Below are 24,769 nucleotides of genomic sequence, written 5' to 3'. Positions count from 1 at the left end.
ATCGTCTCATCATCCCCGGTAACTGGACGTGCCATGACTTTCTCCATCAAGTATGATGGAGGATATTATTGCACTAATGTTGTGGAAATGGAATAAGTCCTGGCGGATGTGCGGCAGCCGGATAGGGATGGGGTGCAAGGCGAATTTCGCAGCCAATAGCTGGCTATTGGCAAGAAATTCAACGCAGCATACCGCCCGAGCCCGGCTGATCGCACGCCGCAGGGGACTTGTTCAGCGCTTCCTCAAGACTCTAACCGACTCACCGGGGTGTTGGAAGTAGGGAAGGCGAGCAAGATCTATGGATCTTTTTCCAATACGCGGCAGGCAATTGGACTGCTCTCACCCTCTCCCTCTGGGAGAGGGTCGGGGTGAGGGACTGAGCGTTCCGACTGCCATGTGCTTTGAAACGCTCAATGATCAGGCCATGCGCTTGCTGGATGGCTGCAGGAAGTGGGCGTAAAAAAGGGACGTTAAAACGTCCCTTTGGTCGGTGCTGCCAGATATCAGGCCGACTTGCGTGCCGGTGCGCGTTTGGCCGCTGGTTTGCGTGCCGTCGCTTTTTTTGCGGTCGCGCGTGGCGCAGTTGCGGGCTTGGCGGCCATCTGCTGCACGTTTTTGTTCAGTTCGTCGATACGCGCGATCAGCGCTTCGACATCCTTGGCCGATGGCACACCCAGCTTGTTCAGCGCCTTGGCCACGCGCTCTTCAAAAATGGTTTCGAGCTTGTCCCACTGGTGGCCGGCCTTGGAGCTGATGTCGGTCGCCATGGTGGCCATCTTGCTGGTGGCGGTGGAGATTTTTTCCTCGGCGACAGCCTGGGTCTTGCGCTGGATGGACAGGCCTTCCTTGACCAGGGTCTCGAACACTTTGCCGCCTTCTTCCTGGGCCTTGGAGAAAGCGCCCAGACCGGCAAGCCAGATCTGCTGGGCAGACTCCTTGACGGCACCCGACAGTTGCGGACCGGACTTTTTATCGGCGCTCATTTTCTGCAGTTTTTTGACCATGGTGGGCTCCTGATGGTGGGGTATGGATTGACGCCGCAGGGAGATGCGGCATAGGGTCAAAATATAAGCCCAGTCGGGTGACCAGGTTTAGGTAAGGGCTCCTAGAAGCCGGGTGTGCGCGGGTTTCTGCTGACCAGTGGGCAACGGGGCTTGCGCAAGAATCCTTGGTTCAGAGTCACCTAGCGGAGATCACAATGCAGTATTTCGTCACCGGAGCCACGGGCTTCATCGGCAAGCGCCTGGTTAAAAAGCTTCTTGAGCGCAAGGGGTCTGTTGTCTATTTCCTGATCCGAAAGGAAAGCGCTGGCAAGGTGGAGGCGCTGCGCGAGTACTGGGGGGTGAGCGCGGCCAGGGCCGTGCCTGTTCATGGCGACCTGACGGCAAAAAAACTCGGTGTGTTTGCCGACGACATCAAAAAGCTCAAGGGCCAGATCGATCACTTCTATCACTTGGCGGCCGTGTACGACCTGAGCGCCGACGAGGAAAGCCAGATCGCCGTCAATGTGGAAGGCACGCGCCATACCGTCGAGTTTGCGAAAGCCATCGACGCTGGGCATTTCCACCACGTCAGCTCGATCGCCGCGGCAGGCCTGTATGAAGGCGTGTTCCGCGAGGACATGTTCGAGGAGGCCGAGAACTACGAACATCCCTACTTCATGACCAAGCACGAGAGCGAAAAAATCGTGCGCAAGGAGTGCAAGGTGCCGTGGACGGTGTTCAGGCCCGCGATGGTGGTGGGCGACAGCACGACCGGGGAGATGGACAAGATCGACGGGCCCTACTACTTCTTCAAGCTGATCCAGCGCATGCGCCAGTTGCTGCCGCCGTGGATGCCGGCAGTGGGCCTGGAGGGCGGCCGCATCAACATCGTGCCGGTCGATTTTGTCGTCGACGCGCTGGATGTCATCAGCCACAAGGCCAGCATTGCCAAAAAGTGCTTCCACCTGGTGGACCCGGTGGGCTACCGCGTCGGCGATGTCCTGGACATTTTCAGCCGTGCCGCCCACGCGCCCAAGATGAACCTGTTCGTCAACGCGGCGCTGCTCGGCTTCATTCCGCGCGGCGTCAAGAAGAGCCTGATGGCGCTCGCGCCGGTGCGGCGCGTGCGCAACGCCATCATGGCCGACCTGGGCCTGCCCGAGGACATGCTGACCTTTGTCAACTACCCGACCCGTTTTGACTGCCGCGAAACGCTGGCGGCCCTGAAGGGCTCGGGGGTGGAATGCCCCAACCTGAAGGATTACGCCTGGCGTGTCTGGGACTATTGGGAGCGGCACCTGGACCCGGACCTGCACATCGACCGCTCGCTCAGGGGCACGGTCAACGGCAAGGTAGTGCTGATCACCGGCGGCTCCTCCGGCATTGGCCTGGCGGCGGCGCACAAATTTGCCGAAGCCGGTGCTGTCACCATCATCTGCGGCCGCGACCAGGACAAGCTGGACGAGGCCTGCAAGGAGGCCAGGGCCAAGGGCTATGAGTTCAAGGCCTACCCGGCCGACATCGCCGACATGGCCGATTGCGACCGCTTTGTGCAAACGCTGATCGCCAACCACGGAAGCGTTGACTTCCTCATCAACAACGCCGGCCGCTCGATCCGCCGCGCCATCGAGGCCAGCTACGACCGTTTTCACGATTTCGAGCGCACCATGCAGCTCAACTACTTCGGCTGCCTGCGCGTCACCATGGGCTTTCTGCCCGGCATGGTGGCCAAACGCAAGGGCCACGTGGTCAACATCAGCTCCATCGGCGTGCTGACCAACGCGCCGCGCTTCTCGGCCTATGTGGCCTCCAAGTCCGCGCTGGATGCCTGGACACGCTGCGCGTCCAGCGAGTTTGCCGATCAGGGCATCACCTTCACCACCATCAACATGCCGCTGGTGCGCACGCCCATGATCGCGCCCACCAACCTCTACAACAACGTGCCGACCCTGAGCCCCGAGGAAGCCGCCGATCTGGTGGCTCAGGCCTGCATCTTCAAATCGGTGCGTATTGCGACCCGCCTCGGTATCGCCGGCCAGGTGCTGCACGCGCTGTTGCCGCGGGTGGCCCAGATCGCGATGAACACCAGCTTTCGCATGTTCCCGGATTCATCGGCCGCCAAAGGCGCGAAGCCGGGGGACAAGCCCGTCAAGCAGACCTTGTCGCCCGAGGCTGTGGCCTTGCAGCAGATGATGCGCGGGATTCATTTCTGAGCTGCCGCTCGCCGTAAATAGAAGAAGGCAAGCATCGCCTCCTTTTCTACGCGGCCAGTTTAATTAATCAACAAATCCTGCTTGCTGCGACCCGCCGATAACTCGTTTGTCATCCAGCCGGGCGTCTTGCCCCGGCCGGTCCAGGTTTTGCCGGTAGCCGGGTCGCGGTATTTGGGCGCTACGATCATGCGTTTGTCGGCGTTGACTGCTTTTTTGCGGGCGGAGACTTTTTTGCCGGAAAGCCCTAAATCGGCGGTCGAGAGTTGAAAGGTTTTTATCAACTCTTTGGCTGTATTGATGGCTTGCGCACGCTCATTATTTTTCTGCTGCGCCAACTGCGCGCGCAGTTCATTCACCTTGGCTTCGGCTTGATTAATTTGTTGCTGTAATTCGGTCAGGGTTGACATATTCAGTCGATTTTCTGAGGGTGTGGATAATCACTTTATAATAGCAGGCGTTTATGGATACGACAAAATATTTAGAATATTTAGAATATTTCTTTAAATACCTGACGCGTCATTGCAGAAGTATTCAGATTGTGTCGCTCCCTGCCCCTTGGGCGCGGGTAGGGCGGAACCGTGGATGACGCCTGAAGTTGTCATTGCGGGCTTAACCCACTACTGTCCGGAGATATTTTCAAATAATGAAATCTGTTCTGAAATCTCCGGATCGACGTCAAGGTCGGCCGCTTGGAGCATGAGTTGATTGATCGAAATGCGCTCAAAAAACGACAGGCTCAGCACCTGCAATATGGTGTGAAGCGAAGCTGTGAGATGCATGCGCTTTCGAATAATCGCCACCAGGGCATAAGTCGTGATTGCTATCCATATCTGGGTCTTCACCGCGTTGACGCTGTTGCCCACGAAGGCCTTGATGCGCAAGTTCTGCTTGATCCACTTGAAGAACAGCTCGACTTGCCAGCGGCTCTTGTACAGCGATGCGACCTGGCTGGCCTTCAGCTCGAAATGATTGGTCAAGAAGGTCAGCACTCGATCATGTTCAGCGTCAAGAAATTCAATGCGGCGCAGCGTCAGCGGGTAATCCACCTTGGTGTACCTTCCGCGCATGAGGATATGCGTGTCGCTGAGAATTTCGGGCTGTTCAACCGCACAGTTGCTCACCACTTCGTATTTCAGCTTGTCCATGGAGCGGATCACAAAGAAGGCCGCAGCGTGAGTGAAACGGATCAGGCGTGCGAAGTGAATGTAGCCGTGATCCATCACATAGAAACTGCCCGCCTCCAGAGGGAGATCGTCCAGAAACGAGGCGTCGGACACCAGCGCCGGCGTGATGCGCACAACGGTGGGAATGCTGCCGCGCAAGTCCAGCATCGTGTGCAGCTTGATGCCCGCCTTGGCATTGGCCGCAGGCGCCCACTTGAACAGTTGCAGGCACAGCTCGATGGTGCTGGCATCAATCGCATAGACCGATTGCTTGAACTCCAGCGACAAGCTGTCGTTGCGGTACAAGCCGCGCGCCACCCCGATCAGATGCAACGCGAAGTCTTCAAAGATCCGGCAGTCGCGCCGCTCGTTCGCATCGGCCAAGGTGGAGCGCGCAATGCTGCCGTGGATGCCGGCGTGATAGAGCTTGCCTGCCTGGCTGCGAAGGCACGTGGTGATGTCGCGCAGGCCCTCCCGCGAGGTCAATTGCGCGAACATCATGCACAGCAACTGATCCCAGTGCGAAAACTTCAGCGGTCCATGCGAGCCCGCGTAACGAGCCACGCAGCGATCAAAAACCGATCGCGGCAAGTGCTCCTTCAACTGCGCGAACACGAGCTTGCCCTTGTTCATGACCACACCCCCGCAAATCGATGCAAGTGTGCGGGTCAGACCATCCGAAATTCAAATCGACTTCAACGCCGATCGGCGTTTAAATCAATCAAATCAATGCCTTACAACTCAAATGAGAACCTTTCTCCGGACAGTAGTGGGCTTAACCCGCAATCCATGCCTCGCGGGCCTGTGCGGTGAAACATGTGGCATGGATCCCGGCTCAAGGCCGGGATGACAGCCTTTTTGGCTGAAATAAGTGTCATTCGCCCTGAGGGCATGTGCCACGTAAAATGCTTCCATGTTTACAAAGCCTGAGAAATAATCCATGGAAGAAATTCAAAGCCCTGTGCCCACCGAGGCAGAAGAACTCAACCTGCTCGACCTGCTGGTTATCCTGGCAGAAAACGCCAGGTTGCTCATCATCGGGCCTCTGCTGGTGGGGCTGTGCGCGCTGGCCTTGGGCTTTGTGTTGCCGCAAACCTTCCAGAGCGTGGCCGTACTCCAGGCCGAGCAGGCCATTGCCAGCCTGATGACCACCGCCGCCGTGCTGGACCCGGTCGCTGCAGGCCTGGGGATGGACAAGGAACACGGCGTTGAGGGCGCCCGTCTTGCGCTGCGTGGAAGCATCAGTGTGGCCGTTGGCCGAAACGACAAGCTTCTCACGCTAACCGTCACAGCGCCCACGCCCGAGCAGGCGCAAGCCACGGCCAATGCCTTGCTCCAGCAAACCTATCTGCAAAGCCGGCCCAAGGGCAGCGCGGCCAAACGGCTTGAAGTGCAGTTGGCCGAAGCGCAAGGACGCTTCAAAAACGCTGAAAGTGCCGCCGCTGGAATGCTCAAACGTCTTGAAGTGTCCCCCGTCAGCGCCTCGGGCGGCAGCGAATTATCGCGTGGCTATGCCGACCTGCTGACCGCCGCCGCCGACGCTCAAGGCCAGGTCAGCAAGCTGGAGACTCAACTCGAAGGCCTGAGCGAGGCCCTGCTGTTACAGGCGCCGACCCTGCCGGAAAAAGCCATCAAACCCAAAAAGGCGCTGATGGCGATTGGCGCCACGCTGGGGACGGGGCTGCTGCTGCTGCTGTTCGTTTTTGTGCGGCAGGCCTTGCGCACCGCGGCCACCGATGCCGAGGCGGCAGGCAAGCTGGCGCGTATTCGCCGCGCGTTAGGGTTGACACCCCAAGCGTCGCTATAAAAAATGACCATTCTCGTCACCGGGGGTGCCGGCTTCATAGGCGCCAACTTCGTGCTCGACTGGCTGGCTCAGTCCAACGAGCCCATTGTCAACCTTGACAAGCTCACCTACGCGGGCAACCTCGAAACCTTGGCCGGCTTGCAGGGCGATGCGCGGCATACCTTTGTGCCGGGCGACATCGGCGACAACGCGCTGGTCGCTAGCTTGCTGGCCATGCATCAGCCCCGTGCCGTGCTTAACTTTGCCGCGGAGTCGCATGTGGACCGCTCCATCCGCAGCCCGGAAGACTTCGTTCAGACCAACGTTGTCGGTACCTTTCGCCTCCTGGAGGCTGTGCGTGCCTACTGGAACGGCCTGCAGAGCGAGGCCAAAACCAGTTTTTGCCTGCTGCATGTGTCCACCGAAGAGGTCTACGGCTCCCTGGGTGCCACCGACCCCCCCTTCACCGAAACCCACCGCTACGAGCCCAACAGCCCCTACAGCGCCAGCAAGGCCGCCAGTGACCACCTGGTGCGCGCCTACCACCACACCTACGGCCTGCCGGTGCTGACCACCAACTGCAGCAACAACTACGGCCCGTACCATTTTCCTGAAAAGCTCATTCCTCTGATGATCGTCAACGCCATGGCCGGCAAATCGCTCCCGGTCTATGGCGACGGCATGCAGGTGCGCGACTGGCTCTATGTCAAAGACCACTGCAGCGCCATCCGCCGCGTGCTTGAAGCCGGCCAGCCTGGCGAGGTCTACAACATCGGCGGCTGGAACGAAAAATCCAACAGTGAGATTGTGCACACCGTGTGCACGCTCCTCGACGAGTTGCGCCCCAAGGCCGACGGCACGCCCTACAGCACCCAGATCACCACCGTCAAAGACCGTCCCGGTCATGACCGCCGCTATGCCATTGACGCCAGCAAGATTGAGCGCGAACTCGGCTGGAAACCCGCCGAAACTTTCGAGTCCGGCATCCGCAAGACCGTGCAGTGGTACCTTGCCAACCCCGACTGGGCGGCACATGTGCAAAGCGGCGCCTACCGCGACTGGGTGCAGACCCAGTACGCGGGCACGGCTGTGGCATGAAAATCCTGCTTCTTGGTAAAAACGGCCAGGTAGGCTGGGAGCTCCAGCGCAGCTTGGCTCCGCTGGGCGAAGTCATCGCCCTGGACCGCCACAGCCAGAGCTTTTGCGGTGATCTGGGTAATTTGCAGGGGCTGGCGGCTACCGTGCAAGCAGTACGTCCTGACGTCATCGTCAATGCCGCCGCACATACCGCAGTCGACAAGGCCGAAAGCGAGCCCGAATCTGCCCGCCTCATCAATGCGTTGGCCCCCGGCCTGCTGGCGCAAGAGGCGCACAAGCTCGGCGCCTGGCTGGTGCACTACTCCACCGACTACGTGTTTGACGGCAGCGGCAGCCAGCCGTGGATTGAAACCGACACGCCCGCTCCGCTCAGTGTATACGGCCAGACCAAGCTCGAAGGCGAGCAGCTGATAGCGGCCCACTGCAGCCGGCACCTGATCTTCAGAACTAGCTGGGTTTACGCGGCACGCGGTAGCAACTTTGCCAAAACCATGCTGCGTCTGGCGCAGGAGCGCGAACGACTCACCGTGATTGACGACCAGTGGGGCGCACCCACCGGCGCCGAGTTGATTGCCGATGTGACGGCCCACGCCATTCGCCAGGCCATGGCGCAGCCGCAGGCCGCGGGCCTTTACCATCTGGCAGCCAGCGGCGAAACCACCTGGAATGGGTATGCAAAACACGTGTTAGCCCAAGCAGAACGTGCGCATTATGCTATTAATATAATAGCAAAAGAAGTCGCCCCCGTGCCCACCAGCGCCTTCCCCACGCCCGCCAGGCGCCCGCACAACTCGCGCCTAAACACCGCCAAGCTGCAAGCCACCTTCGGCCTACAGCTCCCCGCGTGGCAGCAAGGCGTGGACCGCATGCTGGCCGAAATCCTTTGAATATGGAAAACAAGATGGCCATGACTCCACGCAAAGGCATCATCCTCGCGGGCGGCTCCGGCAGCCGGCTACACCCGGCCACCCTGGCCATCAGCAAGCAACTGCTCCCGGTGTACGACAAGCCCATGATTTATTACCCGCTCAGCACCCTGATGCTGGCCGGTATCCGTGACGTTTTAATCATCAGCACCCCGCAAGACACGCCGCGCTTTACGCAACTGCTGGGCGACGGCAGCCAGTGGGGCATGAGTCTCAATACGCCGTGCAGCCCAGCCCGGACGGCCTGGCGCAAGCCTTCATCATCGGCGAGCAGTTTGTAGGCAATGCCCCTAGCGCCCTGGTGCTCGGTGACAACCTGTTTTACGGCCATGATTTTGTGAATTTGCTCTCAAGCGCTGACAGCCAGGCCAGCGGCGCCAAGGTATTTGCCTCCCATGTGCAAGCCCCCGAACGCTACGGTGTCGTCGCCTTCGATGGCCACGGCAAGGCCAAGAGCATTGAGGAAAACCCCGCCAACCCTAAGAGCAACTTTGCCGTCACCGGCCTGTATTTTTACGACAACCAGATCGCCGATATTGCCAAGGCCGTGAAACCCAGCGCGCGCGGCGAGCTCGAAATCACCGCAGTCAACCAGGCCTACCTTGAGCGCGGACAGCTCAACGTGCAGATCATGCAGCGCGGCTACGCCTGGCTGGACACCGGCACGCATGACAGCCTGTTGGAAGCCGGCCAGTTCATCGCCACGCTGGAGCGCAGGCAGGGCCTGAAGATCGCTTGCCCTGAAGAAATCGCCTGGCGCAACGGCTTTATCACCTCCGAGCAGCTTGAAAAGCTGGCTGGACCTCTGGCTAAGAATGGTTACGGCCAGTATCTGTTCGGTCTCCTGTCATCCCGGGCTTGATCCGGGATCCAGGTCTTCAGATTTCATCATGAACGTGATCTCCACCGCCATTCCTGGCGTCCTCATCATCGAACCCAAGGTATTTGGCGACGCCCGTGGTTTTTTCTTTGAAAGCTTCAACCAGAAAGCCTTCAACATAGCAACCGGTAGCAATTACCAGTTTGTGCAGGACAACCACAGCCGTAGTGCCAAAGGCGTGCTGCGCGGGCTGCATTACCAGATCCAGCAGTTCCAAGGCAAGCTGGTGCGGGTAGTGCGCGGGGCAGTGTTTGATGTAGCGGTGGATATTCGCAAGTCCTCGCCGACTTTTGGAAAGTGGGTGGGCGTTGAGTTGAGCGAAGAAAATCACCGGCAGTTGTGGGTGCCGCCGGGGTTTGCGCATGGGTTTGTGGTGACAAGCGAGTCGGCGGACTTCCTGTACAAAACCACCGACTACTATGCGCCGGAGCATGAGCGTTGCATTGCGTGGAATGACTCTGCCATTGGTATCCAGTGGCCCATCGGCCAACAGCCCAGTCTTTCAGCCAAAGACCAGCAAGGTCTGGCATTGCGTGATGCCCAGACATTTTGATGGTGGCGATAGGTGGCTGAGCAGCGCATCAATGCACCTCTCTTCTACGACCCCCCATCAAGACGTGCTAGTATCTGCGTTCACTAAATGAACACTTGTGAATTCCCTTCCCTGCAAGAAGAAAACCATCTCAAGGTCTTGCGCCTTTTAGAGGCCAACCCGCAGCTGAGCCAGCGCGAGTTGGCCGAAGCGCTGGGGGTGAGCCTTGGCAAAACCAACTATTGCCTCAAGGCATTGCTGGGCAAGGGTTTTATCAAGATGCAGAGCTTCAAGAAAAGCCAGAACAAGCTGGCTTACGCCTACCTGCTCACGCCCACGGGCGTTACCGAAAAAGCCGGTCTCACCGTCCGCTTTCTGGGGCGCAAGGTGGCCGAATATGAAAGCCTCACGCTTGAGATTGAAGCGCTGAAGTCGGAAATGAACACAGCCCAAAGCAAACCTGTCCCAGAAACCGTCAAATCGTCATGAATCTAAGCAATCAGCAAATCGCCCTCGTCGGCTTGGGTTATGTGGGTCTTCCGCTGGCAGTTGAGTTCGGTAAACAGCGCCCCGTGCTGGGCTTTGACATCAATGCCGCCCGCATTTCCGAGCTTAAGGCCGGGCAAGACAGCACGCTCGAAGTAACTTCACAAGACCTGAAGGAAGCAGCTCACCTGCGCTTCAGCCGTGATCCGGATGATCTGAAAGTCTGTCAGATTTTCATCGTCACCGTGCCCACACCCGTGAACAAGGCCAACCGCCCCGACCTGACACCACTGGTCAACGCGAGCGAAACGGTTGGCAAGGCGCTCAAGCAAGGCGACGTCGTCATTTACGAATCCACCGTGTACCCCGGCGCCACCGAAGAAGTGTGCGTGCCTGTGCTGGAAAAGTTCAGCGGCAAAAAGTTCAACGTCGATTTTTTCTGCGGCTACAGCCCCGAGCGCATCAACCCCGGCGACAAAGTCAACACCCTCACCAAGATCAAGAAAATCACCAGCGGCAGCACGCCCGAGGTAGCTGATGCGGTCGATGCACTCTACAAGCAAATTGTCATAGCCGGCACCCACAAAGCCAGCAGCATCAAAGTGGCCGAGGCCGCCAAGGTGATTGAAAACACCCAGCGTGACCTCAATATCGCCTTGGTCAACGAGCTCTCCGTCATTTTTGAGCGCTTGGGCATCGACACTCTCGACGTGCTAGAAGCGGCTGGCAGTAAATGGAACTTTCTGCCTTTTCGCCCCGGTCTGGTGGGTGGCCACTGCATCGGCGTAGATCCTTATTATTTGACCCATAAAGCCGAGGAAGTGGGCTACCACCCACAAGTAATCTTGGCAGGTCGCCGCATCAACGACAACATGGCCCGCTACGTGGCGCGCAACACCATCAAACTCATGCTGAAAAACGGCATGGACGTGGCGCGCTGCCGTGTCGGCGTGCTGGGCATTACCTTTAAAGAAAATTGCCCCGACATCCGCAACAGCAAAGTCGTGGACATGGTTCGCGAGTTTGAAGCCTGGGGCATCACGGCGGTGGTGGCCGACCCTTGGGCCAGCGCCGACGAAGTAGCACACGAATACGGCCTGCAACTGGGCACCATTGACGCAGCCAATCCGGTTGATGCGCTGGTGGTGGCTGTGGGGCACAACCAATACCGTCATGCCACGCCAGCCGAACTGCGTGGGCTGTGCCGAGGCCCCAAGCCCGTGCTGGCCGACGTGAAGAGTTTGCTCGATCGCCACGAAGCCGCCGCAGCCGGCTTCACTGTTTTCCGTCTGTAGTCAATCAAGAAAACACATGAAAAACTTTGCCCTGATCGGCGCCGCCGGCTACATCGCTCCGCGCCACATGCACGCCATCAAAGACACCGGCAACCATCTGGCGGTGGCTTACGACATCAACGATTCGGTCGGCATCATCGACAGCATCTCACCAGAAAGCGCATTTTTTACCGAATTTGAACGCTTCCTTGATCATGCCCACCAGCTCAAGCGCATCCCCACCACCGCGCTCGACTATGTCTCCATCTGCACCCCTAACTACCTGCACCACTCGCAAATCGCTGCCGGCCTGCGCCTGGGTTGCGACGTGATTTGCGAAAAACCGCTGGTACCTACCCCTCAATTGCTAAATGAATTGGCATTGGTCGAAAAAGAGACTGGCCAGCGTGTTTACAACATCCTGCAACTGCGCCACCATGCCGCCATCCTCAAGCTCCGCGACAAGGTCGCCGCTGCCCCCAAAGACACCAAGTTCGATGTTGAGTTGACCTACATCACCTCGCGCGGCAAGTGGTACGCCGAAAGTTGGAAGGGTGATCCGCGCAAGTCCTTCGGCGTAGCCACCAACATTGGCGTGCATTTCTATGACATGCTGCACTTCATCTTTGGCAATCTGCAGCAAAACGTGGTGCACTACAGCGGCGAAGCCAAGGCCGCAGGCTACCTGGAATACGAACGTGCCCGGGTACGCTGGTTTCTTTCCATAGACGCCAACGACCTTCCTGACGAAGTCAAGGGCAAAAGGCCCACTTACCGCAATATCGACATCAGCGGCGAACAGCTTGAATTCTCCGAAGGTTTTACCGACCTGCACACCATCAGCTACCGGGAAATTCTGGCCGGCCGTGGCTACGGTCTGGATGATGCCCGCCACTGCATTGAAACTGTCAACATCATCCGCACGGCAAAAATTGTCGCGCCTGGTGCGGACGCACACCCTTACGTCAAACGCCTGCTGGCATGAGCTACACCCAGCACCCCAGTGCCATCGTTGACGATGGTGCGAAAGTCGGCGAAGGCTCACGCATTTGGCACTTTGTGCACGTTTGCGCGGGTGCCCGTATTGGCAAGGGAGTGTCGCTTGGACAAAACGTGTTTGTCGGCAACAAGGTGGTCATTGGCGACCGCTGCAAGATACAAAACAACGTCAGCGTTTATGACGAAGTGACGCTGGAAGAGGGGGTGTTTTGCGGCCCTAGTATGGTGTTTACCAACGTGTACAACCCGCGCGCCCTCATCGAGCGCAAGAGCGAATACCGCAAAACCCTGGTCAGGAAGGGCGCCACTCTAGGCGCCAACTGCACCATCGTCTGTAGCGTGACCATTGGCGAGTTTGCCCTTGTTGGCGCCGGCGCCGTCGTCACTAAGGATGTTCCTGGATACGCGCTGATGGTGGGCGTGCCTGCACGGCATATTGGCTGGGTCAGCCAGTATGGCGAGCAACTGGACCTGCCCCTGACCGGCGACGCCCAAGCCACTTGCTCCCACACCAGCCAGCGCTACATCTTGACCAATGGCCAATGCCAGTTGGCAGACGAAACCAACAACACCTGAGCTAAGAAAATCATGGAATTCATCGACCTGAAAAGCCAATACCGGCGTCTCAAAACCGAAATCGACGCTGGCATCCAGCGCGTGCTGGATCACGGTCAATACATACTTGGCCCCGAAGTCGCCGAGCTCGAAGAAAAACTAGCCGACTACACCGGCGCAAAGTACTGCATCAGCGTAGCCAACGGCACCGACGCTCTGCAGATTGCGCAAATGGCGCTGGGCATTGGCCCCGGTGACGAAGTCATCACCCCGGGCTTTACTTACATTGCCACCGCCGAAACCGTAGCCCTGCTCGGTGCCAAACCGGTCTATGTGGACATCGACCCGCGCACTTACAACCTGGACCCCAAGTTGCTTGAAGCCGCCATCGCCCCGCGTACCAAAGCCATCATTCCGGTCAGCCTGTACGGCCAGTGCGCAGACTTCGACGCCATCAACGCCATTGCCGCCAGGCATGGCATACCGGTCATTGAAGATGCAGCGCAGAGTTTTGGCGCCAGCTACAAAGGCAGCAAAAGCTGCAATCTCAGCACCATTGCCTGCGCCAGCTTCTTCCCCAGCAAACCGCTGGGCTGCTATGGTGATGGCGGTGCCATTTTCACCAACGACGATGAGTTGGCCAAAGTTATGCGCCAGATCGCCCGCCACGGGCAAGACCGGCGCTACCACCACATCCGCGTGGGCGTGAACAGCCGCCTGGACACGCTTCAAGCCGCCATCCTGCTGCCCAAGCTGGCCGTACTGGATGAAGAAATCGCCTTACGCCAGCAAGTGGCCGGGCGGTACAACAACGTCATTGCATCCGGTAGGGCTGACTTCAGTCAGCCAAACGTACTGGCGCTGCCTTACATCGAACCCCACAACACCAGCGCCTGGGCGCAATACACCATTCGTGTCCAGAAACGCGATGCAGTGCAGGAAAAGCTCAGGCAGGCCGGTATCCCCAGCGCTGTGCATTACCCGATTCCGCTGAACAAGCAGCCAGCTGTGGCCGACAGTGCCACCTATTTGCCGGTGGGCGATAAAGTGGCCGAACAAGTGATAAGTTTGCCGATGAGTCCCGGTTTGACAGCATCGGAGCAGCGCCATATTGCGCAGAGCCTCGCAGCTAACGGGGCCAGCTTGCAGTGAACCCTCAGAACAGGCTTTTCGGCAACTCGGCGATTTATTTTGGGGCCAACATCCTCAATGCCGGAATTCCGTTCCTGCTTTTGCCGATTTTGACCCGGGTGCTCACGCCAGCCGACTACGGCATCGTAGCCATGTTTGGCATTGTGCTCAGCGTGTTTGGCGCATTCACCGGCCTGAGTGTGCACGGCGCCATAGGGGTTCGCTACTTCCAAATGGAGAAAAAGGAACTGGCCGAGTATGTCGGCACCTGTGTCGGAATTTTGGTGATTAGCACGTCCGTGCTCTTCCTGCTGATTGCTGTATTTGGGTCGTGGCTGGCAGGGGTCTCCGGCGTGCCCTCTGATTGGCTCCTGGCGGCGGTTGTGCTTTCCGGCTTCCAGTTCCTTGGCAATATTCGGCTTTCACTTTGGCAGGTTTTTGGGGAAGCAAAAAAATACGGGACGTTCCAGATAACTCAAAGCTTGCTTAATGCGGCTGTTTCGCTGGTCTTGATACTAATAGTTGGAATGGCTTGGGAAGGACGGGTTCTGGGCCAGTCTGTGGCAGTCATGCTGTTTGGGATAATTGCTCTGTGGTGGCTATTAAGGGATGGTCTGCTGCGGTTTCCCGGCGGCTGGCATGTGCACTACCGCGATGCCTTGAAATTTGGTGTTCCGCTGATACCTCATGTGATTGGCGGATTATTGATAGTCGCCGCTGACCGGTTTATTATTGTCAGGCTGCTCGATGTAGCTCACGCTGGCATATACATGGTTGCATTGCAGGTTGGGCAAGCTCTGGGCCTCGTAACTGAGTCTTTCAATAAGGCTTACGCACCCTGGCTCATGAAAAATCTATCAAAACCAACCGAGGCTTTGCGTGTAGCGATTGTCAGAGGGACCTATCTTTATTTTGTCTTGGTGTTTGCGGCCGCCGCAGCTTTTGGTCTCTCGGCGCCGATGTTTCTTGGTTTTCTGGTGGGCGAGTCTTTTCGGGCAGCAGGAGAGCTCGTAATTTATATCGCCCTGGGCTTTGCATTTGGTGGCTGTTATTACATGGTTACCAACTACGTTTTTTTTGAGAGCAAAACCAAGGTTCTTGCTGCGGTTACCTTTGTTTCTGGTCTTGTAAACATTCCTTTGATGTTCATTCTCGTTGAGCATAACGGCCTTGCTGGCGCGGGGCAGGCGTTCATGTGGACACATGCGCTTAGTTTTATTGGTACGTGGTGGCTTGCTCATAAAGTACACCCAATGCCTTGGTTGAAAGCACTCCGGTCAACGGCCGGCTGACGACCGCGTCTATACGAATTATTTAATACGACTCATGAAAAAAATCCTGATTACCGGCGCCGACGGCTTCATCGGCTCCCACCTTACTGAAGCGCTTGTGCGCGCGGGCTACGATGTTCGGGCATTCGTACTCTACAACTCGTTCAACTCCTGGGGGTGGCTCGACCACTGCGGGGCAGACGTCAAAGGCAAGTTTGAAGTGTTCGCTGGCGACGTGCGAGACCCCAACGGAGTGCGTACTGCCATGAAAGACTGCGACGCGGTGCTGCACCTCGCAGCTCTGATCGCCATCCCGTATTCGTACCATTCGCCCGACACCTACGTCGACACCAACATCAAGGGCACGCTTAACATCATCCAGGCGGCGCGCGACCTTGGCGTGAGCAAGGTGGTGCAGACGTCGACGAGCGAGGTGTACGGCACGGCGCGCTTCGTGCCGATAACCGAAGATCATCCGCTGCAAGGCCAATCGCCTTATTCGGCTAGCAAGATTGGTGCCGATCAAATTGCCATGTCGTTTTATTCATCGTTTGGTACACCAGTTACGCTGTTGCGGCCCTTCAACACCTACGGCCCACGCCAGTCCGCTCGTGCCGTGATCCCGACCATCATCACCCAGATTGCCCATGGGCAGCGTCAGATCAAACTCGGTGCGGTGTCGCCCACACGCGACTTCAACTACGTGGCCGACACAGTGGCTGGTTTTATCGCCGCCCTGGAGTCAGACCGTGGCGTTGGTGAAGTCATTAACTTGGGCAGTAATTTCGAAATATCTATTGGCGACACTGCCCACGCCATCGCAGAGGCCATGGGCACAACCATCGAAATCATTACGGACAAACAACGTTTGCGTCCTGAGAAAAGCGAAGTTGAACGCCTGTGGGCATCCAACACCAAAGCACGAGAACTTCTGAGCTGGCAACCCCAATACGGTAGCCGCGAAGGATTCTTGCGCGGCCTGACAGAGACCATCGCTTGGTTTCGCGAACGCGCCAACCTGTCGGCTTACAAAGCCGACCTCTACAACCTATGAGCCCCGTGGATATGCAACGCGATCTTCCTCAAGAAATCGTGCAAGCCATCTCCGCCGTGGTAGGCAATGGGCCGCTTGCCCTGCACGAGCCGCGTTTTCGCGGCAATGAATGGATCTACCTGAAGGAATGTCTCGATTCAACCTTTGTATCCTCGGTGGGCAAGTTTGTTGATCGTTTCGAAGATGACCTAGCGGCGTTTACCGGCGCCAAGCGTGCGGTAGCCGTGGTCAACGGCACAGCCGCACTGCACGTGGCACTGCGCCTGGCGGGAGTAGAAGCTGGGGACGAGGTGCTGTTGCCCGCGTTGACCTTCATCGCCACCGCCAACGCCGTGGCCTATTGCCAAGCAACACCGCATTTTGTTGACAGCGAGGAGCGCTCGCTCGGCATGGACGCCCACGCACTGCGAGACTACCTGTCGGCCACGACCGAGATGCGCGACGGCCACTGTATCAACCGCAGCACCGGCCGGATCATTCGCGCGATGGTGCCAATGCACACTTTCGGGCATCCCGTTGACATTGAAGCGTTGCTCGCGGTGGCGCACGACTTCCGCCTGCAACTCATTGAAGACGCCGCCGAATCGCTGGGCAGCACCGTGGGCGGACGCCACACCGGAACCTTCGGCCTGATGGGCACCTTAAGTTTCAATGGCAACAAAACCATCACGACTGGTGGCGGGGGCGCCATCCTCACCAATGACCTCGAATTGGGCGCACGCGCAAAGCACCTGACCACCACGGCAAAACTGCCGCATCGCTGGAACTTTCTGCATGACGAAGTGGGATACAACTACCGGCTGCCCAATCTGAATGCTGCGCTGGGCTGTGCCCAGCTTGAGCAGCTGCCTGGCTTTTTGAGAGAAAAACGTCATTTGTTCGATTGTTATCAGTCGAGTTTCGCCGGTATTCCAGGTGTTAGCCTCGTCGCTGAACCAGCGGGGTGCTGCAGCAACTACTGGCTGCAGACGCTGTTGCTCGACGAATCCCTTTCTGACCAGCGCGATGCTGTGCTGGCCGCCACTAACGACGCCGGCCTGATGACACGCCCGGTCTGGACGCTGATGCATCGTATGCCAATGTACTCCAGCACTCCGAAAGCGCCTTTGCCAGTGGCTGAATCGCTGGAGAGGCGCTTGATTAATATCCCTAGCAGTTCCGGTCTGGTTCCTGTCAACTCATGAGCAAACCAAAAATTATCTTGATCGGTGCCGGTGGCCACGCCCATGCGTGTATTGATGTGATCGAGCAGGATGGCGGATACCAGATCGCTGGGCTGATCGGCGTACCAGAGGAAATGAATACCCAACACCTCGGTTATCCGGTCATCGCCACGGACGGTGATTTACCGCAACTGACCAAAGATTATCAATATGCCTTTATCACCGTAGGTCAGATACAGACGCCCGACCACCGCATCCGCCTCTTTCAGCAAGCCATCGAACTCGGGTTTCAATTGCCAGCCATCATTGCGCCTAGCGCTCATGTCTCCTGTCACGCTACCATTGGCGCAGGTGCCATCGTGATGCACGGCGCCATTGTCAATGCTGGCGCCAGGGTAGGTAACAACTGCATCATCAATACCCGTGCGCTGCTTGAGCATGGTGCGACAGTCGAAGACCACTGCCATATCTCCACCGGCGCCATCCTCAACGGCGATGTGCATATTGGCGCAGGCAGCTTTGTTGGCAGTGGCAGCGTCATTAAAGAGGGCATTACGCTTGGGGAGCGCTGCATTGTGGGGATGGGTCTCTCTGTGCGGCACAACCAGGCAGCTCACGCCCGCTTTGTGGGTAACGATAACTCATGAAAAACCGAACACTCATCATCGCCGAAGCCGGTGTCAACCATAACGGCGACCTCGACTTAGCCAAGAAGTTAATTGATGTGGCGGCTGAGGCTGACGTAGATATCGTCAAGTTTCAAACTTTTAACGCCAACCGCCTAGTCACTCGTACCGCCGAAAAGGCTGCCTACCAGACCCAGACTACAGACAGCCAAGAATCACAACATGAAATGCTTCGCCGCCTGGAGCTCAGCGCTGACATGCACAAAGTTCTCATTGATCACTGTGCGTTGCGTAACGTAGGTTTTTTCTCCACTGGCTTTGATATCGAAAGCGTCGATCTACTGCTGAGTCTTGGCCAGGACCATTTCAAGATTCCTTCCGGAGAGATCACCAACCTGCCCTACTTGCGTCATATCGGCCAACTTGGCAAAAACGTTATCCTTTCCACTGGCATGGCAACGCTGGGCGATATAGAAGCTGCTATTGACGTACTGGAGCAGGCGGGCACAGCACGCTCCCAAGTAACGGTATTGCACTGTACAACCGAATACCCCACACCTATGAATGAGGTAAACCTGCGCGCAATGCAAAGCATTCATGCGGCCTTTGGTGTAGCGGTGGGCTATTCAGATCACACGCAGGGTATCGAGGTGGCGATTGCCGCCGTGGCCATGGGCGCTTCTGTCATTGAAAAACACTTTACCCTTGACCGCAGTCTGCCCGGCCCCGACCACCAAGCCAGCCTTGAGCCAGAAGAACTCAAAGCCATGGTGGCTGCCATTCGGAATATAGAAATCGCGCTGGGCGATGGCATCAAGCGCCTCACCCCGAGCGAAGCCAGGAACAAACCGGTCGCCCGTAAATCACTGGTGGCCAGCCAAGCTATAAAGGCCGGCGAGGTCTTTAGTGCGCAAAACATCACCACCAAGCGCCCCGGTACTGGCGTCTCTCCAATGCGTTGGGATGAAGTCTTGGGTAACGTCGCGCCACGCGATTTTGTGGCAGACGAGTTGATCGAGCTATGACCCGCAAAATTTGTGTCATCACCGGCACCCGAGCCGAATACGGCTTGATGCGCTGGGTCATGCAAGGCATCAAGGATGATCCCGAGCTAACACTACAGATTATTGCGACCGGTATGCACCTGTCGCCTGAGTTCGGCCTCACCTATCGCGAGATCGAGAAAGACGGCTTCCAGATCGACCGCAAGGTTGAAATGTTGACCAGTTCAGACACTCCCGTGGGCATCGCTAAATCCATGGGCCTAGGGTTGATCGGTTTTTCCGATGCATTGAACGAATTGCAGCCCGATCTGATCGTGGTGCTTGGCGACCGCTTCGAAATTTTTTCGGCGGTGACTGCCGCCTTGGTTGCCCGCATACCGGTGGCGCACTTGCATGGCGGAGAGAGCACTGAGGGGGCTTTTGATGAGGCGCTTCGTCATTCGATCACCAAGATGTCACACCTTCATTTTGTTGCAGCAGAAGAATACCGTCAGCGCGTTGTCCAACTTGGCGAACAGCCTGAACGCGTGTTTCTTGTCGGTGGCCTGGGCGTTGACAACATCAAACGCTTAAAAATTCTTGACCGTGCAACGCTAGAAGCGTCGCTCAACTTCAAACTCGGTCAAAAAAATCTGCTGATTACCTTTCATCCAGCCACTCTTGAGGCGACAACCGCCGTGGACCAGATGGCAGAACTACTGGCAGCCTTGGCCCCGCTAAGGGACACGCAACTTATTTTCACCATGCCTAACGCTGATACCGATGGCCGGGAGCTGATCAGGATGGTGGAGCAATTTGTTGCACAACACCCAAACGCCCGCGCCTACATTTCCCTTGGGCAACTGCGTTATTTATCGTGCATTGCCCAAGTTGATGGCGTGGTGGGTAATTCTTCCAGCGGCTTGACCGAAGTACCTAGTTTTAAGAAGGGAACAATCAACATCGGTGATCGCCAGCGGGGCCGATTGCACGCTGAAACTGTCATCAATTGCGAACCTAACCGATTAGACATAACTGCGTCTCTGCAAAAACTTTACTCCCCCGAGTTTCAAGCAAGTTTGAACCATGTTGCCAACCCCTACGGAGAGGGTGGTGCAAGTAAGCGAGTGGTTGAAACCATAAAGCAATATTCCATTGATGGCATAGCCAAGAAAGCTTTTTATGACCTACCTGAATGTTGACTTGGGGCGCAAAAAGTGAGCTCAACTGAAGAACGCTGGCGCGAGGCCATTCTCCCCGCTAATGCCACCATACAGCAGGCGATACGTAACCTCGACCAAGTCTCGATCAAGATCGTCTTGGTCGTCAACGACAGGGCGGAGCTAGAGGGTACGATTTCTGACGGCGATATTCGGCGTGGCTTGCTTAAGAGACTGGATCTCGATAGCCCGATCGCAAGCGTCATCCATCGCAATGCGCTGGTGGTGCCGCCTGAAATGGGGCGTGACATGGTCATGCAGCTCATGGTTGCGAATAAAATCCAGCAGATTCCCGTGGTCGATGAGCACCACCATGTCGTGGGCTTGCATCTCTGGGATGAAATCACCACCTTACCAACGCGTTCCAACCTGATGGTCATCATGGCCGGTGGGATGGGTACGCGACTACGCCCGCACACGGAAAACTGCCCCAAACCCTTGTTACCTGTGGCAGGCAAACCCCTTCTGGAGCACATCATCGAGCGTGCCAAGTTGGAGGGCTTTAGCCACTTTGTGCTAGCCATTCATTATCTGGGGCATATGATTGAAAATCACTTTGGCAATGGCGAGCGTTTGGGCGTACAGGTCGATTACCTGCGCGAGAAGTCCCCCTTGGGCACGGCCGGCGCACTGGGCTTGCTCAATCCATGTCCTGATGCTCCGTTCGTGGTCACCAACGGCGATGTTATTACCGATATCCGCTACGGCGAACTGCTCGATTTTCATATGCGCTACGACGCAGCCGCCACCATGGCCGTGCGTGTGCACGAATGGCAGCACCCCTTTGGCGTGGTGCAGACTAAAGGTGTCGAAATTGTCGGTTTTGAGGAAAAGCCCGTGGCCCGCAGCCATATCAATGCCGGCGTTTATGCCCTTGACCCGGGCGCGCTGAGTGTCTTGATTGATGATGCCCATTGCGATATGCCCACCCTGTTTGAGCGCCTCCAAGCGAAGGCCAAACGCACGGTGGCCTACCCAATGCATGAACCCTGGCTGGACGTGGGCAGGCCTAGTGATTTCGAGCTAGCCCCTCATGTGTTATCGAACTCAAGGTCCTGAGTTGGATAAGCGGGAACCCTTGTGGGTTGATATAGCAGAGTCAACAAGATTTTCGTACAGTCGTACGTCCGCTGGAAAATCCTTCGTTCACACATTGTGAAGAACGAATTCATAAGAAACTAAGAGGTACTACATATATGACAAGTTTTCCATTGCTGAGGCGCTGTGTGAAATGCGGTTTGCCTGAAACGTATGAAACAATCGAATATGACACGCGGGGCATATGCAATATCTGCCGTGGCGCTGCGCACAAGCAACAAGTAATCGATTGGGATGAACGAAAGCGACTTCTGGATAAATTAATCGAGAAATATCGTGGGAAAGCTGACTACGACTGCATTATCCCGTTTTCGGGTGGAAAGGACAGCACGTTTCAGTTGTACTATCTAATGAAAGAATATAATCTTAAACCCCTTGTGGTGCGTTTCAACCATGGCTTCATGCGACAAGTCGTGGAAGAAAACAACCAGCGGACGTTCAAAAAACTAGGCGTCGACGTGATCGACTTCCAGCCAAACTGGAAAATAGTCAAGCGTTTGATGCTCGAATCATTTATCCGTAAGACTGATTTCTGTTGGCATTGTCATACAGGCATTTACTCGTACCCTCTCCGGGTGGCCCTGATGTACAAGGTTTCTCTTGTATTCTGGGGCGAGACGCAGTCCGAGATTACCGCGTATTACGATTATCTTGATGATGAAATCGAATACGAAGACGACAAGAAATTTAATATGTTGCGGACACTGGGTATTACCGCTGAGGATATGCACGGCATGATTGATCGTCCGGATAGTCCGGTTGACAAACGTGACCTTATTCCTTATACCTATCCCGATGTCAAGGAGCTAAAAGCGCTGAATTATTGCTCAGTTCCTCTCGGAAGCTTCATTCCCTGGGATTACACCAAGAACACGGAGATCATCAAGCGTGAGCTCGGTTGGCAGGTCGACGAGATTGAGGGAGTGCCTCGTGAGATCAATGATCATGGTGAAAAAATAGAATGTTTTATGCAGGGTACGCGAGACTATATTAAGTTTCTCAAACGCGGCTATAGCCGCGTGGCGCAAATCAATGCATTTCATGTGCGTTCCGGTAGGATGGAGCCGGAAGAGGCTCGCCGTCTTAATGAGGAATTTGATGGGCGGAAGCCACCCTCACTAGAGGTTTTTCTTGAATATATGGGTCTTACGGAGCAGGAGTTCAATCAGTTCGTTGGGCAGATGGTGATTCCGCCACACCAGCCGAATTTTTCGAACATTCCGTTAGCCAAGCAATCTTGGGATTTTGCCCAGTGGTATCGGGAAGATAATCGGTAAAAACCATGATTGCAATCGTGGATTACGGTGTCGGAAACCTGGCATCTGTCCGAAATGCTTTCGATCATCTCGGATATCAAGCACATATCTGCAACGACCCGGAGAGGGCGCTGGAATTTGAGAGGTTGATTCTCCCGGGCGTGGGTTCATTCGGCGCGGCAATGGCGACGCTTGTTAACACCGGTTGGGCCAATTCTTTGAGGAAGTATGCTGCTACTGGTCGACCAATGCTCGGCATCTGTCTTGGCATGCAACTGTTGTTTGATCGTGGCGAAGAGCACGGGCCAACGCCCGGTTTAGGCCTGATTGGCGGTGCAGTTGTTCGCTTAAGGCCGTCTCCACCGAACAAGGTCCCACACGTGGGTTGGAACAATCTTTCTCGAATTGAGCCACATCCCGTATTTCGCGGGATCAAGCAGCATGTTGACTTCTATTTCGTTCACTCCTATCACTGTATTCCGGATAACCCGGACGACGTCATTGCAATCTGCAATTTTGGTGGTGACATCGTGGCGAGTGTGGCCAGTGGCAATGTAGTCGGCATGCAGTTTCATCCGGAAAAAAGTCAACCCTCTGGATTGCGGATCCTCAAGAATTTTGTCGAGTGGAATATGGAATGCTGAAGAAGCGCGTTATCCCGGTCTTGCTTCTGCGCGATGGCCGAATGGTCAAAGGCGTGCAATTCGCCAACTATCGAGATACGGGCAATCCTAAAACCGCTGTTCGCATCTACAGCGCACAGGATGCGGATGAGTTGGTGTTTCTTGACATTGCGTCCAGTAGGTATTCGAAAAAAAAACTTATTGATATCGTTAGAGAAGCTGCGACCGAGTGTTTCATGCCACTAGCTGCAGGCGGTGGTATCGAATCGATCGACGATGTGCGCCAACTTTTGTTGGCCGGCGCGGACAAAATTGTCGTGACGACAGCAGCAGTAACCAACCCGAGTTTAATCAGTGAAATTGCTGAACGCTTTGGCAGTCAATGTGTCGTTGCAGGTATTGACTACCGCCACGGTGAAAACGGTGCTCGAGTCTGGATTCGGTGCGGGACTGAAGCCACAGGCATCGACCCCGTAGACCATGCTCGTCATCTTGTGGCGTTGGGTGCAGGCGAGATTTTTCTAAATTCGATTGATCAGGACGGCGTAATGCAAGGCTATGATCTTGAGATTGCAGCGCTAATAGCGTCCGCAGTTCCCGTGCCTGTAATCGTATGCGGCGGCGCAGGAAACTTTATGCACTTGGTGTCACTTCTGAAGAATACGGCTGCATCTGCGGCGGCTTGTGCCAGCATTTTTCACTTTGGTGACAACAATCCGATACGCGCACGCTCCTACTTGCGCAATCTCGATATCCCTATGCGGATGCTCAAATAAAATGCAGTCTAGCTTGTCGCAAGCCAACCTACAGAGATATGTGATGCAGCTTCTTGCCCATCATCTGCCTGACGGCTATGTGAGCGATGCGGCGGATGCGAGACTGTTTGGGCGAGCGCTGGAGAGAGTTGCGCATTGCTTCGCACGCATAGAACGTAAATACTACCAGCGCGACAAAGCGGTACTGTTCGACCATCTCAACGGCGACCACATGGCGATACTGCTGTACTTCTTTGCCAATACGGTGTGGCGCGAGAATGGTGCAACTGAGCTGCCTACCCGTCTGTTCTATCTCAACAAAATACTGCATGGTCTGGACCTGTTCTATTCAGTGGCAATGCCGGATATTTTCATGCTGGTGCATCCACTGGGAACAGTGCTGGGGCATGCGCGCTACCAGGACTATTTAGTCGTTTACCAGAACTGTACGATCGGCGCAGTCACAGATGTTTATCCGAAATTTGGTACTGGAACAATTCTGTACTCGCGCACCAGCGTACTCGGCAACTGTAGGCTGGGCGATGACGTGGTGCTGGCAGCAAATTGCATGATTGTCAATCTTGACGTTCCTTCATCCACCGTGGTGGTCGGACAATATCCAGATCAACGCTTCCTGCATAACGAGAAATCTGTGCGCACACGCTGTTTTGATGCGCCTGCAAACTGATCTAAA

The 24,769-nt window shown here is 56.2% G+C and carries 24 protein-coding genes and 1 pseudogene; 22 read left to right on the top strand and 3 right to left on the bottom strand.

The genetic code is table 11. From position 1 onward, the window contains the following. Positions 1-503 precede the first annotated feature (503 nt). The gene (locus tag Q8O29_RS20250) at positions 504-1,004 is read right to left on the bottom strand and encodes a phasin family protein (protein WP_305566030.1); all 501 of its coding nucleotides are present in this window, start codon (positions 1,002-1,004) and stop codon (positions 504-506) included. Between the two features lie 194 nt (positions 1,005-1,198). On the opposite strand from Q8O29_RS20250, the gene Q8O29_RS20245 reads away from it, so the two are divergent. After that, positions 1,199-3,196, top strand: coding sequence for an SDR family oxidoreductase (locus Q8O29_RS20245; RefSeq protein ID WP_305566029.1), 1,998 nt, complete (start codon positions 1,199-1,201; stop codon positions 3,194-3,196). Between the two features lie 59 nt (positions 3,197-3,255). Here Q8O29_RS20245 and Q8O29_RS20240 read toward each other — a convergent pair whose 3' ends face one another. Continuing rightward, positions 3,256-3,603, bottom strand: coding sequence for an H-NS histone family protein (locus Q8O29_RS20240; protein ID WP_305566028.1), 348 nt, complete (start codon positions 3,601-3,603; stop codon positions 3,256-3,258). 210 nt (positions 3,604-3,813) lie between these two features. Continuing rightward, positions 3,814-4,992, bottom strand: a complete 1,179-nt coding sequence (locus Q8O29_RS20235) for an IS4 family transposase (protein WP_305566026.1) — start codon at positions 4,990-4,992, stop codon at positions 3,814-3,816. A 307-nt stretch (positions 4,993-5,299) separates the two neighbouring features. On the opposite strand from Q8O29_RS20235, the gene Q8O29_RS20230 reads away from it, so the two are divergent. The 21 genes and pseudogenes from Q8O29_RS20230 (at position 5,300) to Q8O29_RS20130 (ending at position 24,763) form a co-directional block, all read left to right on the top strand. Then, positions 5,300-6,166: a Wzz/FepE/Etk N-terminal domain-containing protein gene (locus Q8O29_RS20230; protein ID WP_305566025.1), complete on the top strand. Its 867-nt coding sequence runs from the start codon at positions 5,300-5,302 to the stop codon at positions 6,164-6,166. A gap of 3 nt (positions 6,167-6,169) precedes the next feature. Then, positions 6,170-7,243 (top strand): dTDP-glucose 4,6-dehydratase, encoded by a 1,074-nt coding sequence (gene rfbB / locus Q8O29_RS20225; protein WP_305566024.1) that lies wholly within the window; start codon positions 6,170-6,172, stop codon positions 7,241-7,243. Next, positions 7,240-8,130 (top strand): dTDP-4-dehydrorhamnose reductase, encoded by an 891-nt coding sequence (gene rfbD / locus Q8O29_RS20220; RefSeq protein WP_305566023.1) that lies wholly within the window; start codon positions 7,240-7,242, stop codon positions 8,128-8,130. Before rfbB ends, rfbD begins: the two co-directional genes overlap by 4 nt. Before the next feature lie 20 nt (positions 8,131-8,150). Further along, positions 8,151-9,031, top strand: a pseudogene (gene rfbA, locus Q8O29_RS20215) (glucose-1-phosphate thymidylyltransferase RfbA). 28 nt (positions 9,032-9,059) lie between these two features. After that, positions 9,060-9,602, top strand: a complete 543-nt coding sequence (gene rfbC / locus Q8O29_RS20210; RefSeq protein ID WP_305566021.1) for a dTDP-4-dehydrorhamnose 3,5-epimerase — start codon at positions 9,060-9,062, stop codon at positions 9,600-9,602. An 87-nt stretch (positions 9,603-9,689) separates the two neighbouring features. Next, the gene (locus Q8O29_RS20205; RefSeq protein ID WP_305566020.1) at positions 9,690-10,070 is read left to right on the top strand and encodes a MarR family EPS-associated transcriptional regulator; all 381 of its coding nucleotides are present in this window, start codon (positions 9,690-9,692) and stop codon (positions 10,068-10,070) included. Next, positions 10,067-11,362 carry a nucleotide sugar dehydrogenase gene (locus tag Q8O29_RS20200; protein WP_305566019.1) on the top strand — a complete coding sequence of 432 codons (1,296 nt, stop codon included), beginning with the start codon at positions 10,067-10,069 and terminating at the stop codon, positions 11,360-11,362. The genes Q8O29_RS20205 and Q8O29_RS20200 overlap by 4 nt, the downstream gene beginning before the upstream one ends. A gap of 16 nt (positions 11,363-11,378) precedes the next feature. Next, complete coding sequence (locus tag Q8O29_RS20195; RefSeq protein ID WP_305566017.1) at positions 11,379-12,326, top strand: Gfo/Idh/MocA family protein; 948 nt, start codon at positions 11,379-11,381, stop codon at positions 12,324-12,326. Beyond that, entirely contained in the window at positions 12,323-12,916 is a 594-nt protein-coding gene (locus Q8O29_RS20190; protein WP_305566016.1) for an acyltransferase, read from the top strand. The genes Q8O29_RS20195 and Q8O29_RS20190 overlap by 4 nt, the downstream gene beginning before the upstream one ends. Before the next feature lie 9 nt (positions 12,917-12,925). Further along, on the top strand, positions 12,926-14,047 hold the full coding sequence (locus Q8O29_RS20185; protein WP_305566033.1) for a DegT/DnrJ/EryC1/StrS aminotransferase family protein: 1,122 nt from the start codon (positions 12,926-12,928) through the stop codon (positions 14,045-14,047). Continuing rightward, entirely contained in the window at positions 14,044-15,318 is a 1,275-nt protein-coding gene (locus tag Q8O29_RS20180) for a lipopolysaccharide biosynthesis protein (protein ID WP_305566015.1), read from the top strand. Before Q8O29_RS20185 ends, Q8O29_RS20180 begins: the two co-directional genes overlap by 4 nt. Before the next feature lie 34 nt (positions 15,319-15,352). After that, positions 15,353-16,351, top strand: coding sequence for an NAD-dependent 4,6-dehydratase LegB (locus tag Q8O29_RS20175; RefSeq protein ID WP_305566014.1), 999 nt, complete (start codon positions 15,353-15,355; stop codon positions 16,349-16,351). A gap of 11 nt (positions 16,352-16,362) precedes the next feature. Beyond that, a complete protein-coding gene (locus Q8O29_RS20170; protein WP_305566013.1) occupies positions 16,363-17,535 on the top strand; it encodes a LegC family aminotransferase in 1,173 nt (390 codons plus the stop codon). Then, complete coding sequence (locus tag Q8O29_RS20165; RefSeq protein WP_305566012.1) at positions 17,532-18,161, top strand: acetyltransferase; 630 nt, start codon at positions 17,532-17,534, stop codon at positions 18,159-18,161. Before Q8O29_RS20170 ends, Q8O29_RS20165 begins: the two co-directional genes overlap by 4 nt. After that, entirely contained in the window at positions 18,158-19,165 is a 1,008-nt protein-coding gene (neuB, locus tag Q8O29_RS20160; RefSeq protein WP_305566010.1) for an N-acetylneuraminate synthase, read from the top strand. The genes Q8O29_RS20165 and neuB overlap by 4 nt, the downstream gene beginning before the upstream one ends. Further along, entirely contained in the window at positions 19,162-20,325 is a 1,164-nt protein-coding gene (neuC, locus tag Q8O29_RS20155) for a UDP-N-acetylglucosamine 2-epimerase (protein ID WP_305566009.1), read from the top strand. The genes neuB and neuC overlap by 4 nt, the downstream gene beginning before the upstream one ends. Before the next feature lie 15 nt (positions 20,326-20,340). After that, entirely contained in the window at positions 20,341-21,402 is a 1,062-nt protein-coding gene (locus Q8O29_RS20150) for a nucleotidyltransferase family protein (RefSeq protein WP_305566008.1), read from the top strand. 137 nt (positions 21,403-21,539) lie between these two features. Further along, entirely contained in the window at positions 21,540-22,718 is a 1,179-nt protein-coding gene (locus Q8O29_RS20145) for an N-acetyl sugar amidotransferase (protein WP_305566007.1), read from the top strand. Positions 22,719-22,723: 5 nt separating this feature from the next. Beyond that, positions 22,724-23,341 carry an imidazole glycerol phosphate synthase subunit HisH gene (gene hisH / locus Q8O29_RS20140; protein ID WP_305566006.1) on the top strand — a complete coding sequence of 206 codons (618 nt, stop codon included), beginning with the start codon at positions 22,724-22,726 and terminating at the stop codon, positions 23,339-23,341. Further along, entirely contained in the window at positions 23,335-24,096 is a 762-nt protein-coding gene (hisF, locus tag Q8O29_RS20135; RefSeq protein ID WP_305566005.1) for an imidazole glycerol phosphate synthase subunit HisF, read from the top strand. The genes hisH and hisF overlap by 7 nt, the downstream gene beginning before the upstream one ends. 13 nt (positions 24,097-24,109) lie before the next feature. Then, complete coding sequence (locus Q8O29_RS20130; RefSeq protein ID WP_305566003.1) at positions 24,110-24,763, top strand: hypothetical protein; 654 nt, start codon at positions 24,110-24,112, stop codon at positions 24,761-24,763. The last annotated feature ends 6 nt before the right edge of the window (positions 24,764-24,769 follow it).

The organism is Polaromonas sp. (assembly GCF_030689685.1).
In the GTDB taxonomy this organism is placed as follows: Bacteria; Pseudomonadota; Gammaproteobacteria; order Burkholderiales; family Burkholderiaceae_C; genus Polaromonas.
This window is presented reverse-complemented; position numbering and strand designations above follow the sequence as displayed.

Bases quoted from the DNA above. Each gene is read 5' to 3' on its own strand.
- Q8O29_RS20250 (WP_305566030.1), bottom strand. From the start codon at position 1,004: ATGGTCAAAAAACTGCAGAAAATGAGCGCCGATAAAAAGTCCGGTCCG.
- Q8O29_RS20245 (WP_305566029.1), top strand. From the start codon at position 1,199: ATGCAGTATTTCGTCACCGGAGCCACGGGCTTCATCGGCAAGCGCCTG.
- Q8O29_RS20240 (WP_305566028.1), bottom strand. From the start codon at position 3,603: ATGTCAACCCTGACCGAATTACAGCAACAAATTAATCAAGCCGAAGCC.
- Q8O29_RS20235 (WP_305566026.1), bottom strand. From the start codon at position 4,992: ATGAACAAGGGCAAGCTCGTGTTCGCGCAGTTGAAGGAGCACTTGCCG.
- Q8O29_RS20230 (WP_305566025.1), top strand. From the start codon at position 5,300: ATGGAAGAAATTCAAAGCCCTGTGCCCACCGAGGCAGAAGAACTCAAC.
- rfbB (WP_305566024.1), top strand. From the start codon at position 6,170: ATGACCATTCTCGTCACCGGGGGTGCCGGCTTCATAGGCGCCAACTTC.
- rfbD (WP_305566023.1), top strand. From the start codon at position 7,240: ATGAAAATCCTGCTTCTTGGTAAAAACGGCCAGGTAGGCTGGGAGCTC.
- rfbC (WP_305566021.1), top strand. From the start codon at position 9,060: ATGAACGTGATCTCCACCGCCATTCCTGGCGTCCTCATCATCGAACCC.
- Q8O29_RS20205 (WP_305566020.1), top strand. From the start codon at position 9,690: ATGAACACTTGTGAATTCCCTTCCCTGCAAGAAGAAAACCATCTCAAG.
- Q8O29_RS20200 (WP_305566019.1), top strand. From the start codon at position 10,067: ATGAATCTAAGCAATCAGCAAATCGCCCTCGTCGGCTTGGGTTATGTG.
- Q8O29_RS20195 (WP_305566017.1), top strand. From the start codon at position 11,379: ATGAAAAACTTTGCCCTGATCGGCGCCGCCGGCTACATCGCTCCGCGC.
- Q8O29_RS20190 (WP_305566016.1), top strand. From the start codon at position 12,323: ATGAGCTACACCCAGCACCCCAGTGCCATCGTTGACGATGGTGCGAAA.
- Q8O29_RS20175 (WP_305566014.1), top strand. From the start codon at position 15,353: ATGAAAAAAATCCTGATTACCGGCGCCGACGGCTTCATCGGCTCCCAC.
- Q8O29_RS20170 (WP_305566013.1), top strand. From the start codon at position 16,363: ATGCAACGCGATCTTCCTCAAGAAATCGTGCAAGCCATCTCCGCCGTG.
- Q8O29_RS20165 (WP_305566012.1), top strand. From the start codon at position 17,532: ATGAGCAAACCAAAAATTATCTTGATCGGTGCCGGTGGCCACGCCCAT.
- neuB (WP_305566010.1), top strand. From the start codon at position 18,158: ATGAAAAACCGAACACTCATCATCGCCGAAGCCGGTGTCAACCATAAC.
- neuC (WP_305566009.1), top strand. From the start codon at position 19,162: ATGACCCGCAAAATTTGTGTCATCACCGGCACCCGAGCCGAATACGGC.
- Q8O29_RS20145 (WP_305566007.1), top strand. From the start codon at position 21,540: ATGACAAGTTTTCCATTGCTGAGGCGCTGTGTGAAATGCGGTTTGCCT.
- hisH (WP_305566006.1), top strand. From the start codon at position 22,724: ATGATTGCAATCGTGGATTACGGTGTCGGAAACCTGGCATCTGTCCGA.
- hisF (WP_305566005.1), top strand. From the start codon at position 23,335: ATGCTGAAGAAGCGCGTTATCCCGGTCTTGCTTCTGCGCGATGGCCGA.